General features: G+C 50.7%; 21 protein-coding genes. 5 read left to right on the top strand and 16 right to left on the bottom strand.

Annotated features, from left to right (window positions below):
• Positions 1-3 precede the first annotated feature (3 nt).
• Both ATL17_RS17145 and ATL17_RS04865 read right to left on the bottom strand, forming a co-directional pair.
• Positions 4-135 (bottom strand): hypothetical protein, encoded by a 132-nt coding sequence (locus tag ATL17_RS17145; protein WP_281275860.1) that lies wholly within the window; start codon positions 133-135, stop codon positions 4-6.
• 297 nt (positions 136-432) lie between these two features.
• Positions 433-1,440 (bottom strand): helix-turn-helix domain-containing protein, encoded by a 1,008-nt coding sequence (locus tag ATL17_RS04865; protein ID WP_133571631.1) that lies wholly within the window; start codon positions 1,438-1,440, stop codon positions 433-435.
• 85 nt (positions 1,441-1,525) lie between these two features.
• Between ATL17_RS04865 and ATL17_RS04860 the strand changes: the two genes are divergently transcribed.
• Positions 1,526-1,942: a hypothetical protein gene (locus ATL17_RS04860; RefSeq protein ID WP_133571630.1), complete on the top strand. Its 417-nt coding sequence runs from the start codon at positions 1,526-1,528 to the stop codon at positions 1,940-1,942.
• 69 nt (positions 1,943-2,011) lie between these two features.
• Here ATL17_RS04860 and ATL17_RS04855 read toward each other — a convergent pair whose 3' ends face one another.
• The 6 genes from ATL17_RS04855 to ATL17_RS04830 all read right to left on the bottom strand — a co-directional run bounded on the left by ATL17_RS04855 (position 2,012) and on the right by ATL17_RS04830 (position 6,732).
• Positions 2,012-2,434 carry a DUF7282 domain-containing protein gene (locus tag ATL17_RS04855; RefSeq protein ID WP_133571629.1) on the bottom strand — a complete coding sequence of 141 codons (423 nt, stop codon included), beginning with the start codon at positions 2,432-2,434 and terminating at the stop codon, positions 2,012-2,014.
• Positions 2,435-2,522: 88 nt separating this feature from the next.
• Positions 2,523-2,858, bottom strand: a complete 336-nt coding sequence (locus ATL17_RS04850) for a DMT family transporter (RefSeq protein ID WP_133571628.1) — start codon at positions 2,856-2,858, stop codon at positions 2,523-2,525.
• Between the two features lie 10 nt (positions 2,859-2,868).
• Entirely contained in the window at positions 2,869-3,180 is a 312-nt protein-coding gene (locus ATL17_RS04845; RefSeq protein WP_133571627.1) for a hypothetical protein, read from the bottom strand.
• A complete protein-coding gene (gene murD, locus ATL17_RS04840) occupies positions 3,180-4,478 on the bottom strand; it encodes a UDP-N-acetylmuramoyl-L-alanine--D-glutamate ligase (protein WP_166638896.1) in 1,299 nt (432 codons plus the stop codon). Before murD ends, ATL17_RS04845 begins: the two co-directional genes overlap by 1 nt.
• Positions 4,468-5,793 carry a MurL-like N-terminal domain-containing gene (locus ATL17_RS04835; protein ID WP_133571625.1) on the bottom strand — a complete coding sequence of 442 codons (1,326 nt, stop codon included), beginning with the start codon at positions 5,791-5,793 and terminating at the stop codon, positions 4,468-4,470. Before ATL17_RS04835 ends, murD begins: the two co-directional genes overlap by 11 nt.
• 45 nt (positions 5,794-5,838) lie before the next feature.
• Positions 5,839-6,732, bottom strand: coding sequence for a metallophosphoesterase family protein (locus tag ATL17_RS04830; RefSeq protein ID WP_133571624.1), 894 nt, complete (start codon positions 6,730-6,732; stop codon positions 5,839-5,841).
• A 121-nt stretch (positions 6,733-6,853) separates the two neighbouring features.
• On the opposite strand from ATL17_RS04830, the gene ATL17_RS04825 reads away from it, so the two are divergent.
• Positions 6,854-7,327, top strand: a complete 474-nt coding sequence (locus ATL17_RS04825; RefSeq protein ID WP_133571623.1) for an NUDIX domain-containing protein — start codon at positions 6,854-6,856, stop codon at positions 7,325-7,327.
• Position 7,328: 1 nt separating this feature from the next.
• Here ATL17_RS04825 and ATL17_RS04820 read toward each other — a convergent pair whose 3' ends face one another.
• The gene (locus ATL17_RS04820; RefSeq protein ID WP_133571622.1) at positions 7,329-8,270 is read right to left on the bottom strand and encodes a glutathione S-transferase family protein; all 942 of its coding nucleotides are present in this window, start codon (positions 8,268-8,270) and stop codon (positions 7,329-7,331) included.
• A 326-nt stretch (positions 8,271-8,596) separates the two neighbouring features.
• Between ATL17_RS04820 and ATL17_RS04815 the strand changes: the two genes are divergently transcribed.
• Genes ATL17_RS04815 through ATL17_RS04805 form a run of 3 tightly spaced genes read left to right on the top strand, consistent with a single transcriptional unit; the run spans position 8,597 to position 11,088 of the window.
• On the top strand, positions 8,597-9,154 hold the full coding sequence (locus ATL17_RS04815) for a GNAT family N-acetyltransferase (protein ID WP_133571621.1): 558 nt from the start codon (positions 8,597-8,599) through the stop codon (positions 9,152-9,154).
• 24 nt (positions 9,155-9,178) lie between these two features.
• On the top strand, positions 9,179-9,808 hold the full coding sequence (locus tag ATL17_RS04810; protein WP_133571620.1) for a CoA pyrophosphatase: 630 nt from the start codon (positions 9,179-9,181) through the stop codon (positions 9,806-9,808).
• The gene (locus ATL17_RS04805; RefSeq protein ID WP_133571619.1) at positions 9,805-11,088 is read left to right on the top strand and encodes a CCA tRNA nucleotidyltransferase; all 1,284 of its coding nucleotides are present in this window, start codon (positions 9,805-9,807) and stop codon (positions 11,086-11,088) included. Before ATL17_RS04810 ends, ATL17_RS04805 begins: the two co-directional genes overlap by 4 nt.
• On the opposite strand, the gene ATL17_RS04800 is transcribed toward ATL17_RS04805, so the two are convergent.
• From ATL17_RS04800 to ATL17_RS04770, 7 genes are all read right to left on the bottom strand, one after another.
• A complete protein-coding gene (locus ATL17_RS04800; RefSeq protein ID WP_133571618.1) occupies positions 11,085-11,291 on the bottom strand; it encodes a hypothetical protein in 207 nt (68 codons plus the stop codon). The genes ATL17_RS04805 and ATL17_RS04800 overlap by 4 nt on opposite strands.
• A 78-nt stretch (positions 11,292-11,369) precedes the next feature.
• A complete protein-coding gene (locus ATL17_RS04795) occupies positions 11,370-11,576 on the bottom strand; it encodes a hypothetical protein (RefSeq protein ID WP_133571617.1) in 207 nt (68 codons plus the stop codon).
• Between the two features lie 50 nt (positions 11,577-11,626).
• Positions 11,627-12,877: an RNA polymerase sigma factor gene (locus ATL17_RS04790; protein WP_208111111.1), complete on the bottom strand. Its 1,251-nt coding sequence runs from the start codon at positions 12,875-12,877 to the stop codon at positions 11,627-11,629.
• Entirely contained in the window at positions 12,874-13,224 is a 351-nt protein-coding gene (locus ATL17_RS04785) for a YciI family protein (protein ID WP_133571616.1), read from the bottom strand. The genes ATL17_RS04790 and ATL17_RS04785 overlap by 4 nt, the downstream gene beginning before the upstream one ends.
• A gap of 98 nt (positions 13,225-13,322) precedes the next feature.
• On the bottom strand, positions 13,323-14,210 hold the full coding sequence (gene hemF, locus ATL17_RS04780; RefSeq protein WP_133571615.1) for an oxygen-dependent coproporphyrinogen oxidase: 888 nt from the start codon (positions 14,208-14,210) through the stop codon (positions 13,323-13,325).
• Positions 14,207-14,677 carry a tRNA (cytidine(34)-2'-O)-methyltransferase gene (locus tag ATL17_RS04775; RefSeq protein ID WP_133571614.1) on the bottom strand — a complete coding sequence of 157 codons (471 nt, stop codon included), beginning with the start codon at positions 14,675-14,677 and terminating at the stop codon, positions 14,207-14,209. The genes hemF and ATL17_RS04775 overlap by 4 nt, the downstream gene beginning before the upstream one ends.
• Entirely contained in the window at positions 14,674-15,192 is a 519-nt protein-coding gene (locus ATL17_RS04770; RefSeq protein WP_133571613.1) for a DinB family protein, read from the bottom strand. Before ATL17_RS04770 ends, ATL17_RS04775 begins: the two co-directional genes overlap by 4 nt.
• Between the last annotated feature and the right edge of the window lie 83 nt (positions 15,193-15,275).

Below are 15,275 nucleotides of genomic sequence, written 5' to 3'. Positions count from 1 at the left end.
GCCTTAATCCGTAATTTGGCTGTTCACGCTTGTTGGATAAGCTGCCTGTGCTTCAGATGTTGAAACTGTAATGTCCAACGCGAAACCTGCTGATACCAACAAAAACGCGACAGTTGCGGCGATAAGAGTTTTCATTTTTTCCCCCTGAACTAAATGTGTGTTAGCGACGACGCTTGGCTTTTGCGCGCGCTTCTTGCTCTGGAGCCAATGTGAACAAGCCCCAAGAAATCATTGCTGATGTGAATGCCAAAGCAATTGCTTCCATATTTCTCACTCCCAATGCGTTCAGCACTATTGCGAACAATAAGAGTTTAGGAAGCGGGCATTGTTCAATCGCCAATAAACTAGATAAATATTTAGCTAACTGATTAAATGCTTTTAATTTCAGTGGATTAGCTGATTTGAGAAAGAATAGCTTGGTAAAATTTGAGTTTACATCCGCGGTTTTGCGGTTGAATCCGCAAAAAGATCACGCAATAAGGCTGGGGGAATTTGGATCATTTGTCTAAAATCGCGCGCCATATGATGGCGGTCAGCATAATTTGCGTGGAAAGCCACATCCTCCATATGCACCTGGCCTGAATGGATCAATCGCACGGCTTTGCGCAGCCGCACAAATCGTGTCACTTGGCCGTAACTCAGGTTATGCATTTTAAGTCGGCGCGAGAGTGTACGCACAGATGTGCCCAGCGCATGCGCGCACTCTTCAATGTTCAAATGGCCTTCACCTTGGTGTTCGAGCAATTCAATCATTCGCCGAAAGTACGGGTGTGATTGATGATCAAACAAATGATTGAGATGCAGATATGGGCTTGGGGACGTTTTCTTGTTGCGCATGTCAGGGGTGATGGAGGGGCGTAAGATAATGTCGCTTGTTGGGTCGAAATCCAGTGTGTTTGCCTTTTGCGTTCTGCCAGCTTTGCTACATTCCCAAACTTCCAGTTCTGCATTTGTCAGTTGGCCTATGGCATGGGCGGCCACGCCGGTCAGCATTGCTGTGCCAAATTTTGAAAGATTGGCCGGGCGTATGCGGCTTGGGCTCAACACAATGTCTCCCTCCGGCAGATATTGAACAAAGTCCGGTAAGGAACTGCAGCCGCCAAAGCGGATATTGGCTTGTGCTTGGGCAACTTTTTGCCAGCGCTGTACCAAAGTGGCGGGGTCGGGTGCGGTTGAAAACAATAAGGATTGTACATCAAAGCCGGGCATTTGGCCGTTGGCGCGCGCGAGGTCAAACACAGCTTGGCCGCCAGCTTGCTCATATAGTTGGTCGAAAACCTCTAGTGGCGAATTGAGTTCTGCCGCAGGCATAGCAAGTTTTTGGCGCGCAATGCTGGCGCCTTTTTGCAGCCATTTGTTCCAATAGGCACTGTAGGCTTCGCCCATGGGCTGGTTTACATTTTGAGTGCTGTCGCGATCTCCCATAAAAAATTTTGGCATGAATATTCACAACTGACCAGCGAGAAATGGGCCACAAAGGGCAGGTGCATTTGAGGTGCACCAATCAAAAAGTCTGGGAGGACATATGACTATTCATCGCATCAAACTGGCCGCGGCTTCACTTTTGGCGTTGGCTGCTGCCGTTGGGGCGGCGCAGGCCGATGCTGCCAAACTCACCGCGCCAGAGTTAGAAGACTTAATGTCGGGCAATTCTATTTGGGGCACATTTCCGGATGGGGTGACCGAGTATAAGCAAAACAACCATCCTGACGGGATTGCGGTTGTGGTGGTGAAAGACGATAAAATCCGCAACATCCCATGGTCCGTGTCGGATGATGGTGGGGTTGGCAAATATTGCGAAGATTGGTCCGCAGAAGGCTGGGGTGAATTTTGCTACCACGTCACGCACGCGGATGAGATGATGCCGACCTTTATCAGTATGGAAGGTGCTGCCAACCAAAATCATTGGGCCGAAGGCTATGTCGATTTGAATTTCGAATAGGGGCTGGCAACCACCAATAAAAAGGCCGCCAAATGTGTTGGCGGCCTTCTCGAATTTATCTGGTTGGTGTTACTTCGCTGAAATAACGGTCATCACCAAATTGCCATCCATGCGGATTGGGCCGTCTTCTTTGGCGCCAAGTGTATATTCAAATACGCCCGTTTCCATGCCCCCAGCTTCTGAGTGGATCATCAGCATCAGCTTGTCGCCGGACATCACTTCTTCGGTCAAAATGGCTGTCACATCCATGTTCTTGCCTTTTTTGATCGGTGAATAGCCCACAACTGGGCCTGGCTTCATGTCGTCGCCTGTGCGGTGCACAACAAGATAGCCGTTCTCGCCTGCAACAATTTCAGATGCACTAACAGTGCCGCCAGATACGTCCTGATCTTCGGCCATCACGCCAATTTTGCCATGCCCGTCGGCAAAGGCAGTTGAAGCGGTTAGCGTAAGTGCTGCTGCGGCAGTGAGTAGTGTTTTTGAAAATGTCATTGTCGTCTCCTTTTTCCCTCGGTGGATAAGGTAGGTACGAATGGCCATTTCCAATTGTTTCAAAAAACTCAGATTCTTTTGCGGCAGTTTAGTGTGCTGCGGAGTTTGAAAAAAGGTGGATGACAAGCACGCCGCCCAAAATCATCGCCATGCCGATGAGTGCGGCAATGTCGAGTGCTTGTTTGTAATAGACCCAGCCGATGATTGACACGGCCACAACACCAACGCCAGACCATATGGCATAGGAAATGCCAAGCGGAATGGTTTTGAGCGATAGGCTTAAATAATAAAAGGCAACGCCATAACCGATAACAACCAAGATGGACGGAATTGTTTCCGAAAAGCCATTCGCGGCTTTGAGGGCAGAGGTGGCGATCACTTCCCCTAAGATTGCCAGCGCGAGATAAATATAGCCTTGGGGCATTGTTGCTTCTTTACGTTGATTGGTAGCCAAGGATCAGGCAATTGCCAGATTGAAAGGCAATGCCTTCATCAATCAAGCTGCCATCCTTATACCAAGCCAATTGAAAATTGGGGCCAGTCTCGCGAATGGTCAGTTTGAGGTCTACTTGCTGGTCGCCGCTTTGATAGGTGATGTCATAATCGCCAGTAAAGCCTGTTTGCGGCCCGTTTTGCGCAAAGCCTGTGCCTGCGGTGGTGCCCGCTTGCACCATGCGATCATCTAGCCATTCGGCCGTCAACGTGCCGGGCATTTCGCCACGACGATAAATGCCAATGCCGAACATTAGGCAAAAATCTCATTTGCAAGCTGGATGAAATGGTCGCCGCGGGCGATGTAATTTTCATATTGATTGAAGGAGGGGGCGGCAGGCGAAAGGATGATGGTGCCGAATCCGTCGCGGCGCTTCAGCCCTTCCATCGCATCGGCCAAGCCCTCGGCAGCAAATACGTCAATTTGGTGATCAACCTCGTCCATCGCTGCTTGCATACGCTCGCCCGTGGTGGGCAAACAGCATAGGGTGGTCACATTGCTGTTGGCGACAGTGCGGGCCAATTCTTCATAATTCTGATCGCGGTCATAACCACCAACCAGCAAGGCAATCTTTTCGTCGGGGTAGGAGGCAATGGCCGCCATGGTCGCTTCTGGTGTGGTGGCGATGGAGTCGTCTACAAACAAATAGTCCCCGATTTTATGCTCTTCCAGCCGATGGGCCGGAGGCGCAAAGGTTTCCAACCCTTTCAAAATGCCTTCTTCGCTGGCACCTAGACCTAAAGCCAGTTTGGCCGCGATGATCATGTTGTCGGCATTGTGCGGGCCTTTGAGGCGAGATTTGCGCATGGTGGCGTGCAGTGCGGCCACCAGCTCGGCGCTTGGCGCGGCCAGCTCATGGGCATATTTCGGCAGCGCATCTTGCACCTTTTGGTTCACCGCAGCTTGTGCGCCCAGCGCATAGGCATAGGGTCCTTCGCGGCGCAATAGGTTCAATTTGTCATGGAAATATTGCTGCAGCGAATGATTGTGCCAATGCACATGCTCGGGGAACAGGTTGGTGAAGCCTACAAAATCTGGTTGCGCCGTTAGGTCTGCCACTTGGTAAGATGAAAGCTCCATCACGATGATATCGTGATCATCCAGATCAAGTGGCGCAATGCCAAAATTGCCGCCCAGCCGCGCATCGATCCCGGCGCAAGCGAGCATGGTTTCGGTCAGTTTCACCGTGGTGCTTTTGCCTTTGGTGCCGGTTACCGCCACCAGCTTTGCGCCATTGCGCTTAAACTTGTCCCACAAATTGATGTTGGTGGTGATTTCCACCCCATGCTCTTTTGCGGCCTGAATTTCTGGCTTGTAAATCGACACACCAGCGGAGCGGATAATGGTGCCAATTTCGCCTTTTTCGCACAGCGCTTCGATTTCACTTGGTGCGATGATGGTGCTATCTGGCAAGAAAATGTCACCCTGATCAGCGGTGACATAGACTTTAACATTAGGGGCAAATTCTGAAAGAAAGTCGCGGGTGGATTTGGCTTCAATGCCAGCGCCATAGAGCAAAACGGCGCGGTCGAAATATTGATCAGCTTGCACGGGCAATCTCGTTCAATTGATATTTTTCTGGCACATTATGCGTGTTCGCATCTTGAAGCAATTCATGCCACGCGCTTTCTAGCGCAGGTGCGCCGTAAAAAGCTTCCAGTTCAGGCTTCAATATCTTCACAATTGCCGCACCTTGCCATGCGTCTTGATGCGCCAAATGCCAGAGAGATGCCGCAGCTTCCAATATCTCGCCAACACATTCCCAAGGTTTGTGGCCGGAAAGGCCAGACAGTTCACGAAAAGCATCGAGCTTTGCGTCATCATCAAGCACATTTTTGCCGACAATATTGGTCAACCGTTCCGGTGACATGAAGGGCGCCAAGATCAGCGACACAAAATGACATTTTGGACAATTGGTGCACCAACGTTTGGGGCCATCTTGGTTTTGCTTGAAGTTTTCGTTGCAGCTTGAAAAATGCTGATCAAACTTCTCGGTCCGCGCGAACAGCTGGCCAATGCGCACCTCTGAGAAGGGGCGCAGCATGGAAAAGTAGCCCAGATTATTGTGGCTGGCTGTGGCAAAGCTTTTGGCGATTAGTTGCTCAAAATCAAAGCTTTTCGAATGTTGGTGGTTCACCTCGCGGCCATCAAATTCCACATTGCCTTCGCTGGCTGAACGTTCATTCGACAGGATGATTTCATTATAGCCATAAAGCGCAGCTATCATTGCGGCGATGGCTGAATTGATCGCGGTGGAGGGCACATGCCCATTGTAGAAACCGGGCTGTCCGTTTAGCTCAAACAAATTTGGCGACAGGTAGCGGCGCACGAAGATCGGATTTTGCTCAATTTGATCAGTGGAGGTGATGATCGGCCCTTTCGGGTTCACCGCAAAGGGGGTGAACGGGATATTGGCACGGGTGAGCAAATCAACCGACACCAAGCTATCCTTACCGCCACCGATCAGCACCAGCGATTTTGCGGGCCAGTCTAAATCGTGTTGCACTTCATATGCTGGAGCAAAATCATATTGGATTTGCCCGAAGCGCTTTAAATCATTGCGCGTGTAAAATTCGCCTAGGCCATTTTCATAAACATCTTTGATCAGCACTTGATCATCTGCGGTCAGGCTAAGTGCGGTCAGATCAATTTGTTTTGGCGCTTTCAGCTTGAAATAGGATACGCCCAAAATAGCTGCGGCCAGATCGAGCAAATGGGCAAAATCATTGCTTTGTGCCCGCTCAAGATCAAAGCCTACGCCAAGCTCTAACCGCTCTGTAAATGTGTGATCGCTTAGCCGATAATGAAAACGCGCTTCGCCCGTTTCAGCATTAAACTCGGCGGAATCAATGATGAATTTTTCCATGTGAAGAGTGATCACCAAAATTATGTTAAAAACAAGTTCAGGACGTTAGACCAGCACCAGTTCAGACCGTTTTTCGATCTGATCGCCAAAGCGGTGATAGCCATATTCATGTAACGTGCAGGAAAACTTTTCGTTCAATTTTTCAATTTTATATAAATTATAGCGCGCTGGCGGCTGGCCGGCATTGGGGCCCATTGAAGCAGAGGCGATGCCAATCAGCGGAATTTCACCTTCAGGTCCGGGCAATGATTTGATTTCAGATTTATGCAAATGACCATGCAAAATAAGGTCAGCGCCGTGTTTCTTGATCACACGCTTAAAGCGATGGCGGTTGGTCAGGCCGCGCCGCCAGATGTTCATCACATCATCATGCGGCGGGTGGTGGATCATCACAATGCGGAATAGCCCCATTTCCTTGGTTTTGATCAACAGCTTTTCAAGCAGCTTTTCTTGCTGGCGTGAAAAAGTGCCATTGGCGAAAAAAGGCGGGGTGGCGATGGCGCTGTTGCAGCCGATCAGTGCCACATCATTCACCTGCCGCCAAAAGGGGAAGGGGTGACGTTCGTCGGCGCGCTCGCCTTCCATATATTCATGCCAATAGTGCGACATGTAGCTTTTGCCGGACGGCACATAAATATCGTGGTTGCCTGGGATCAGCATGGCGCGGTTTGGCGGCTCAATGGTTTTTAGCCATTGTTGCCCCAGCGCAAATTCTTGCTCCAGCGACAAATTGATCAGGTCGCCGGTAATCGCCAGATGGTCATATTGTTGGGTTTTAAGGTGCGCCATGAGGGATTTAAGCGCGGTGTTTTCAATGGCGTGGCCGCGATTGAGCTTCCAGTTTAAATAGCCAGTTATGCGCTTATTGAGTAGTTGCGGCAGGGTGATTTTTTCATGATAGGGCAAATGCACATCAGAAATGTGGGCGATGGTCGTCATAAATTAGTTCGGCTCCCTGCGGTTGCGGGCACTATGGCGAAAGTTGCGGGGTAAAAAAAGGGGGCGTTTGCACAAATTTCATCCAATGATGTTTAAAGGTCACGGCGTGAAGGAGGCTTGAATGCAACAAAAATTACTACCGCGTTGGCGAATGCGCATCTATTTGGCCTTGGTTGGCATGTGGCGGCGAATGACCATTGGTGCGCGCATCATGCTGGTCGATGGCGACATGGTTCTGCTTGTGCGTCAATCCTATGTGCGGGGCTGGCAATTTCCGGGCGGCGGCGTTGAACCGGGCGAAACTGCGTTGGAAGCTGCCATGCGCGAATGTTTCGAAGAGACAGGCTTTCAAGTTAAAGGTGCCCCCAAATTGCAGGGTGTTTTTCACAATGACAATGGTGGCCTCACCATTCGCGACCATGTTTGTTTTTTTGTTGCCACTGAATTTCATGAAGCTCATGCCTTCACCCCCAATGCAGAGATTGTGGAGATGGGCTGGTTTCATCATCAGGAATTGCCACAGGAAATGAATGATGGCGCGCGGCGGCGGGTTGGGGAGTTTTTCACCGCCACAACACCATCAGACAAATGGTAGGCTAGAAGTTGATTTCGGGCCCTTTTGGCACGATCCGATGTGGATTGATGCTGGTGTGGCTCCAATAATAATGGGTTTTGATGTGATCCATATTGATAGTGTCTTTCACCTCTGGAACCTCAATCAACTCATGCACCAAGCGTGTAATGTTCGGGTAATCCGCGATCCGCTTGATGTTGCACTTAAAGTGACCATGATACACCGGGTCAAACCGCACTAAGGTCGTGAACAGCCTCCAATCGGCTTCGGTGATTTGGTCACCTGCCAAATATTTCTGCTTGCCCAATTTGTCTTCCAGCCATTCAAGGCTATCAAACAATTCAGTCACCGCTTCATCATAAGCTTCTTGCGTGGTGGCGAAGCCTGATTTGTACACGCCGTTATTCACGGTGTGATAAACGCGCTCATTCACCTCATCAATTTCGTTGTGCAGCGCTTCTGGATAGTAATCGTCATTGTTGCCGGTGATTTCATTAAACGCGCTGTTGAACATGCGGATGATTTCCGCGCTTTCATTGGAAACAATGGTGTTGCGTTTTTTGTCCCAAAGCACAGGCACGGTCACGCGGCCCGTATAATCGCTTTTGGCCGCCACATAGACCTGCCACATGGTTTGGGCATTGTTGACCGGGTCTGCGCCTTCGGGGATGGTCCAGCCATGTTCATCAGGCATCTTGGCATCCACAACTGTCACATCGATATGATCGGTTAGGTCTTTCAGCTTGCGGAAAATCAGGGTGCGGTGCGCCCACGGGCAGGCGAGAGACACATAAAGATGGTAACGGCCGCTCTCAGCTTCGAAGCCGCCTTCGCCGCTTGGCCCGGCGCTGCCATCCTTGGTTACCCAATTGCGGAACGCGGCTGCGCTACGCTTAAATTTGCCGCCATTGCTTTTGGTGTCATACCATTGGGTAGACCATTCGCCATCGATCAAGAGACCCATTTTAAACCCCTATTGTTTGTTCGTCTGAGCGGTAAAATAGGTATAAAATTTCCGCAACAAACCCTTTTTTGGTGAACAATCAGTTTTGGAACAATTTGGCGAGCTGACAAAATGTGCAATATTTGCGCAAAATGTACATAATTATGATTCATAATGATTAGTTTGATGCATTTTTTGTAAAATATGTCTCGACAATATCGCCAAATCGGTGTTTATGAAAATCATGAAACAGATTTTGACTTTTCTATTGCTGCGACGAGAGCGACGAGTGCTGTAAAGCCCCGTTACCCTTTGTGCTGCCTTAATTTTCGAAAAGATCAAAAATCATGACCCACACGTTATCTGCGTCTCAGCTTTCCCCTCAGCTTGCTCAAAATATGCATCAGTTGGATATTCGTCACGAAACCGCGGCCGATGCGGATTGGGTTGAGCATTTGCATCAAATTTGTTTTGGCCCTGGTCGGTTTGCACGTGCAGCGTTTCGCATTCGCGAGCGGTTCGGTGTGGATGAGAATTTGAGCTTTGTGGCGGAGCATGAAGGTGTTTCTGTTGCCAATGTAAAGATGTCGCCCATCAATCTGTCTGGGATGAATGGCTATTTGCTTGGCCCCTTGGTCACAGACCCACATCGGCGGCGCATGGGGGCAGGGCGTTTGCTTACATTGCATGTGACTCAAAAGGCGCTTGAGCAGCCCGGATGTAAATTTGTGCTGTTGGTGGGTGATCGGGCTTATTATGAGCCGTTGGGGTTTGAACCTATCTCACCGCAAAAAATCGATTTTCCTGCGCCAGTAGACCCAATGCGGGTGTTGGCGGTTGTCAAAAGTGCTAAAGTGAAGAAAGGACTCACTGGTCCAATTTCATTTTGGAGCGGTGACAAGTAGGAATTCGATTGCGGAATAGTCTTTATGCAAGACGAGACATTGTTGGCGCAAATCAAGCATCGGCTGTTGGATCAGCCAGATGGCAGCAAGGATATTGGCTGCCACAAGGTTGACGGTGTGCCACCGCTTCATGCCAAGCGCGATCCAAAACCGTCGGCGGTTTTGATTGGATTGGTGGAGCGTGGGCCGTTGAGCCATGTGCTTTATATTGAGCGTTCTTCCCATTTGCGGGCCCATGCAGGCCAAATTGCTTTCCCCGGTGGTCGCGTGGAAGAGGGGGATACGGACCCCGTGATGACCGCGCTGCGCGAGGCTGAAGAAGAGGTCGACCTCAATCAGGACGATGTTGATGTGTTGGGGTTTTTGCCCAACTATTTGTCTGGCACCAACTATCTGATCACGCCGGTGGTCGCCACCATCAAGCCGCGCAAGCCTTTTGTGGCCAATCCGGATGAAGTGGCCAGCTTTTTTGAAGTGCCGTTGCCGCATCTAATTCCCGCCAATCATTATTCGAAAATCCGCTTTGTTCGTGGGGATGAAGCGCAGCGGGAAACATGGCGCATTGATTATCAGGATCGTGCCATTTGGGGCATCACCGCTTCGATGACACGCATGTTCCGCGATCTCGTGTTGACGTCAAAGGAAGATGAATGACTGAATTAAATGAGGCACTTGAGCGCGTGAAGCAAGCAAGCTGGCTCAAGCGTCCAGCTGTGCGCGCGGCATTTGAATTGCTCGACGGCGGTCAAGGTCATGTACGCGCCGTGGGCGGCATTGTGCGCAACACCATTCTGGGTGATCCGGCAAGTGACGTGGATATGGCCAGTATTTTTACGCCTGACGAGGTGTTGGACCGTGCGGCCAAAGCTGGCATTAAAGCCATTCCTACGGGCATTGAGCATGGCACAATTACCTTGGTGTTTGGCGATGAAACCATCGAGGTCACCACATTGCGGCAGGATGTGGCCACCAATGGTCGCCATGCGGAAGTGGCTTTTGGCACAGATTGGGAAGAGGATGCGAAGCGGCGCGATTTCACCATGAACGCACTTTATGTGCTGGCTGATGGCTCGCTTTATGATCCGCTGCACGGTGTGCAGGATTGCCTAGATCGCAATGTGCATTTTATTGGCGACGCCGCCGCGCGGATTGAAGAAGATTATTTGCGCATTTTGCGGTTTTTCCGCTTCTTCGCTTATTACGGATCAGGTCGGCCAGAAGCTGGCGGGTTGAAAGCTGCTGCCAAGTTGAAGGATGGCGTGAAGCGCCTTTCGGCGGAACGGGTTTGGGCGGAGTTTAAGAAAATTCTTGCCGCCCCTGATCCATCGCGAGCGCTGTTGTGGATGCGCACCACTGGCATTTTGGCGCTGGTGCTGCCTGAAGGCGAGAAGTGGGGCATGGATGCCATTCACGGCATCGTTGCGGCAGAACAGGAGTTGAAGTGGAAGATTGACCCGCTGTTTCGGCTTATTTCCATCATCCCGCCGCAAGCAGATAAGGTGAATCAGCTCGCGGAACGTTTAAAGCTTTCCAATGACGAAGCAGCGCGTTTGCAAAAGTGGGCCATGCAACCGCCTATTGCGCCGGAGACAACTGCGAAGGATGTCGACAAATCGCTCTATTGGGGTGATCAAACGGCCATTTTGGATCGAATTTGCTTGGACTTGGCCGGGTTGCGGCAAAAGCTGAAGCAGGATCAAAATATGGAGTTGATGGCCAAAATTGGTGCACTGCATCAGCATATGGAGCGGGCGCAGGCTTGGCCATCCCCTGTCTTTCCCCTAGGCGGCAAAGACCTTATTGCGCAGGGGGTAGAGCCCGGTGCAGAGATGGGCAAGATTTTGAACGAGTTGGAGCAGTTTTGGGTGGATGAAGATTTTCAGCCTGATCAAGCTGCCCTGTTGGCAAAAGCCAAGTCTGACGGGTTGGTTTAAACAGACTTCAGCGTGCGTTGCGCCGCTTGCCTGATGATCATCGAATTTTGCCCGTAGGTGAAGTTGAACATATTGTTGAAAATCTGGCTGGTCAGCAGCTGATTTGCCTCTAGATCGCGCTGGATATGTTTTGCGCGCGCCTGTCGCCACATCTGGTTGGCTTTATACAGCGGCACCCGCGTGCCATAGAGTTGAGCTTTCATGGGGCATGTCCAAATCGAATATCAGCCCCTATACTATGGTGAATGAAGTGTTAACGACCAGTTTACGCAGCAGTTCGCCTAAATAGATTTAAGCACACGCACCACAGCTTGCTTCATAATTTGCGAATTTTTGTTGTAGTTGAAGTTGGCCATGCTGGTGAAAATCGCCCGGTTCATGGTCTCATGTATCTCAGAGTCACGCCGGATTTGCTTGGCGCGGGCTTCGCGCCACATCTGGTTATATTTATACAGCGATATGCGCGAACCGTAGGGCTTTATTTTCATGCCCCGATTATCCGCCTGAACCTGTTAAAATCAGGTTAAAGTGGAGATTTCTACTTATTTTTTTTAAGTGAAGCGGCAAGGGCACTTTTCATCTGAAATAAAAACCGCTTTTCTACTTGGTTTTGACTGAGTTCGATTGCCTTGTCATAGTCGTTTTGGGCCAGTTTTTCTTGGCCCGTGCGCGACAAAATGTCAGCGCGTGCCGCGTAAAACGGCTGATAATGGGCCAATTCCGCTGCCAAAGTATTGAGCTGTTCCAATGCTTTATTCAACCCGCCCATGTTGGCGAGCGCCACAGCTTGATTGAGTTGGATAATAGGCGAGGGGTCGTATGCCGCCAGCGCGCCGTAAAGGGCATAGATCTGCTGCCAGTCGGTTTCTTGCCAGCTTTCTGCTAGGCAATGTAGGGCGCTGATGGCCGCTTGTATTTGGAACGGACCAAATTGCCCTTTGGTGAAGGTTGTCAGCAATTGGGCATGTGCATCACTGATTTCGTCATGGTCCCACAATGTGCGGTCTTGCTTTTCAAGCGGCACGAAATTGCCGTCCGCATCCTGCCGCGCCGCGCGCCGTGCATGGGTCAGCCGCATCAGGCACAGCAGGCCAGATGTTTCCGGGTTGGGGTCCAGCTTTTGCAATATCGCACCTAGCCGAATGGCTTCGTTGGCCAGATCTTCGCGGGTAAGGCTTTGCCCCTCATAGGCGGTGTAGCTTTCATTGAAGATCAGATAGATGGTTTTCAACACCCCATCGCGCCGCGCTTGAATGTCCTCTTGCTCCGGAATTTCATAGGGGATTTTGGCGGATTTTATCTTTTGCTTGGCGCGGGTGATGCGCTGGCCGATTGTGGTTTCGCTGGCCAGAAAAGCGCGGGCGATCTCGCGTACGCTTAGCCCGCCAAGGGTGCGTAGGGTCAGCGCCACTTGCGCATCCATATTGAGCGCGGGGTGGCAACAGGTGAAGATAAGCCGCAAGCGTTCATCGGGAATGTCTTGTTCCCATTCTGCAATGTCGGGTTGGTCGTCGAGCAAATCGGTCAAAATCTGTTGGGTTGTATCAGCATGGTGGCGCTGCTCTTTGCGGATGCGGTCGATCGCCCGTCGCCGTGCGCTGGTGTAAAGCCATGCGCCGCCATTTTTCGGCACACCGTCATCCGCCCATTGGGTTAGCGCTTGGGCAATCGCGTCCTGCAACGCATCTTGCGCCAGCGAGAAATCCTGTGTTGTTTTGATCAGCGCTGAAAGAATTTGACCCGAATTGGCGCGCACAATTCGGGTCAACTCAGCTTCTATTGGGCTCACTGATCCCAAATCATAACCGGACGCACTTCAATGGTGCCGTTTTTCGCGGTTGGAATTTTGCCCGCCCATTTTATGGCTTCATCCAAATCTTTGCATTCAAGCAGATAATAGCCGCCCAACTGCTCTTTGGTTTCAGCAAAAGGGCCATCAGTCAGGCTGGTTTTGCCATCGCGTTCGCGGATTGATGTGGCGGTGCTGATGGGTTGCAGCGCATCACCTGCCACCATCACACCTGCCGACTTTGCCTCTTCGGTATAGGCATAATAATCAGCCATCATTTTATCAGGACCACCGGGATAATGTTCAGCTGATCCTTCAGCGGCGTAAATCAAAGCCATAAATTGCATTTTGTTTCCTTCCTCATCCTGCGCTCCATTGCGCTTACATTATCATGTCGACTGAGCGTTCGCTATTTCGACAGCGGAGGAAAAAAACTTTTAAAAATTTATGGCCACTTCACCGCAGGGGGCATGGAAGACAGGATAGATTCCACGTTGCCGCCTGTCTTTAGGCCGAATGTGGTGCCGCGGTCATAGAGCAGGTTGAACTCAACATAGCGGCCACGGCGCACCAATTGTTCTTCCCGCTCTTCATCAGTCCATGGCATGTTGAAATTGCGGCGCACCAATTCGGGATAGATCTTTTTGAAGGCCTTGCCCACATCTTGGGTGAAGGCAAAGTCATCATCCCAGCTGCCAGAGTTATGGCGGTCATAGAAAATGCCGCCGATGCCGCGTGGTTCGTTGCGGTGGGGCAGGAAGAAATAATCGTCGCACCATTGCTTATATTTGTCATAGTCCGCACAGGCGTGGGCGTCGCATGCCGCTTTCATCGCAGCGTGGAAGTCTTTTGAATCAGGGTCTTCTTGATTTCGACGATCCAGCAAGACCGGCGTCAAATCTGCGCCGCCGCCAAACCACCATTCTTCAGTGGCCACCATGCGGGTGTTCATATGCACGGCGGGCACGTGGGGATTTTGCAAATGTGCGATCAATGAAATGCCGCTGGCCCAGAATTTCCGGCTATTCTCGGTGCCGGGCATGCCTTTGGCGAAATCTTCGCTGAATTCGCCATGCACAGTTGAAATATGTACGCCGACTTTTTCGAACACGCGGCCATGCATCATCGACATTTCGCCGCCACCACCGGGCTGGTTGGTGGTTTGGTCGATCCGTTCCCACTTTTTGCGTTCAAAGCGCCCGGCTGGGGCTTTGCGCAACGGCGCGGCCAGCTCGTCTTCTAAATTTTCAAATTCAAAGCAAATTTCATCGCGCAGCTTTTTAAACCAGGCGCTTGCTTTTTCTTTTTTTTCATCAAGATCAATGCTGGTCATACTAAATCCGCCCATAAGTTTGTTTGTCTTGCCGCCTCGCTTAATACGATTGCCCCCGCAATAGCAACATTAAGCGAGCGGGTATCTTGCCGCATGGGGATGCGCACATTGAGGTCGCTGGCATCGGCCACCTGATCTGGCACGCCAGCGCTTTCGCGCCCCACCATCAATATATCATTTGAGGAGAATTGGGCATCAGCGTGACGGATGGAAGATTTGGTGGTTAACAGTACAAGGCGCTTTTGCTGCTCCTGCCGCCAGGCGTTAAATGCTTCAAAGCTATTATGTTCTTTCAAATTGACCTGATCCAAATAATCCATGCCCGCGCGGCGAAAGGCTTTTTGTGAAAACAAAAAACCTGTGGGGTGGATCAGGTGCACATCAATATTCAAGCAAGCGCCAAGGCGCATCAAGGTGCCCGCATTTTGCGGAATGTCTGGCTGATAAAGGGCAAGGGAAAGCGTCATAAATAAGTGTCTACGTCTGGCATGAAGGGAAGGTCAGTTGCGCCGGGCTTTTGGCCCAAACGGGTGAGCATGGCGTGGATTTGCCCGCGATGGTGGGTTTGGTGATTAAATAGGTGCGGCAGCAAAATGGCGGTCGGGCGAGAGATTTCCTGATTAATCGCTTTGGAAAACCATTTGATTTCGCTTGGCAGCGTGTTGATGTCGAACTGGCTTGTCCACTCAATCATTTTTTGATCAAGGGTACGGCGTTCGGCTTTAAATTCCTCCCAAGTGCCGCCTTCGGATAAGCTGGCCTCTAAGCTTGTGGTTCTGGGTGGTGAGAAGTCACCAAAACGGGACAGCCAAATTTTATCGCCCCACAGGATGTGGTTGAAGGTTTTTTCAATTGAGTTGAAAAATGCGCCAAGATCGCGTTGTCGATCCTCATCGCTCACCTGATCAGCGGCGTTGATCAGATTGTTGTTTTGCCATTGGTTATAGTGGGCCATTGCGACGATTGGATAATTAAAACTCATTTGGCTGCCTTTGTGCTTTGCATTCATGCTATCCATAGCCCAATTGGCGGAAAAAGTGCATTTTTTACGGTATAGTGTCGCAC

The organism is Maritalea mobilis (assembly GCF_004363175.1).
Classification (GTDB): Bacteria; Pseudomonadota; Alphaproteobacteria; order Rhizobiales; family Devosiaceae; genus Maritalea; species Maritalea mobilis.
The sequence above is the reverse complement of the archived record's forward strand: the minus strand, read 5'-3'. Positions and strand labels throughout refer to the sequence as shown.

What these genes read in the sequence shown, in the direction of transcription:
- ATL17_RS17145 (WP_281275860.1), bottom strand. Translation starts at nt 135, where the DNA reads ATGAAAACTCTTATCGCCGCAACTGTCGCGTTTTTGTTGGTATCAGCA.
- ATL17_RS04865 (WP_133571631.1), bottom strand. Translation starts at nt 1,440, where the DNA reads ATGCCAAAATTTTTTATGGGAGATCGCGACAGCACTCAAAATGTAAAC.
- ATL17_RS04860 (WP_133571630.1), top strand. Translation starts at nt 1,526, where the DNA reads ATGACTATTCATCGCATCAAACTGGCCGCGGCTTCACTTTTGGCGTTG.
- ATL17_RS04855 (WP_133571629.1), bottom strand. Translation starts at nt 2,434, where the DNA reads ATGACATTTTCAAAAACACTACTCACTGCCGCAGCAGCACTTACGCTA.
- ATL17_RS04850 (WP_133571628.1), bottom strand. Translation starts at nt 2,858, where the DNA reads ATGCCCCAAGGCTATATTTATCTCGCGCTGGCAATCTTAGGGGAAGTG.
- ATL17_RS04845 (WP_133571627.1), bottom strand. Translation starts at nt 3,180, where the DNA reads ATGTTCGGCATTGGCATTTATCGTCGTGGCGAAATGCCCGGCACGTTG.
- ATL17_RS04835 (WP_133571625.1), bottom strand. Translation starts at nt 5,793, where the DNA reads ATGGAAAAATTCATCATTGATTCCGCCGAGTTTAATGCTGAAACGGGC.
- ATL17_RS04830 (WP_133571624.1), bottom strand. Translation starts at nt 6,732, where the DNA reads ATGACGACCATCGCCCACATTTCTGATGTGCATTTGCCCTATCATGAA.
- ATL17_RS04825 (WP_133571623.1), top strand. Translation starts at nt 6,854, where the DNA reads ATGCAACAAAAATTACTACCGCGTTGGCGAATGCGCATCTATTTGGCC.
- ATL17_RS04820 (WP_133571622.1), bottom strand. Translation starts at nt 8,270, where the DNA reads ATGGGTCTCTTGATCGATGGCGAATGGTCTACCCAATGGTATGACACC.
- ATL17_RS04815 (WP_133571621.1), top strand. Translation starts at nt 8,597, where the DNA reads ATGACCCACACGTTATCTGCGTCTCAGCTTTCCCCTCAGCTTGCTCAA.
- ATL17_RS04810 (WP_133571620.1), top strand. Translation starts at nt 9,179, where the DNA reads ATGCAAGACGAGACATTGTTGGCGCAAATCAAGCATCGGCTGTTGGAT.
- ATL17_RS04805 (WP_133571619.1), top strand. Translation starts at nt 9,805, where the DNA reads ATGACTGAATTAAATGAGGCACTTGAGCGCGTGAAGCAAGCAAGCTGG.
- ATL17_RS04800 (WP_133571618.1), bottom strand. Translation starts at nt 11,291, where the DNA reads ATGAAAGCTCAACTCTATGGCACGCGGGTGCCGCTGTATAAAGCCAAC.
- ATL17_RS04795 (WP_133571617.1), bottom strand. Translation starts at nt 11,576, where the DNA reads ATGAAAATAAAGCCCTACGGTTCGCGCATATCGCTGTATAAATATAAC.
- ATL17_RS04785 (WP_133571616.1), bottom strand. Translation starts at nt 13,224, where the DNA reads ATGCAATTTATGGCTTTGATTTACGCCGCTGAAGGATCAGCTGAACAT.
- hemF (WP_133571615.1), bottom strand. Translation starts at nt 14,210, where the DNA reads ATGACCAGCATTGATCTTGATGAAAAAAAAGAAAAAGCAAGCGCCTGG.
- ATL17_RS04775 (WP_133571614.1), bottom strand. Translation starts at nt 14,677, where the DNA reads ATGACGCTTTCCCTTGCCCTTTATCAGCCAGACATTCCGCAAAATGCG.
- ATL17_RS04770 (WP_133571613.1), bottom strand. Translation starts at nt 15,192, where the DNA reads ATGAGTTTTAATTATCCAATCGTCGCAATGGCCCACTATAACCAATGG.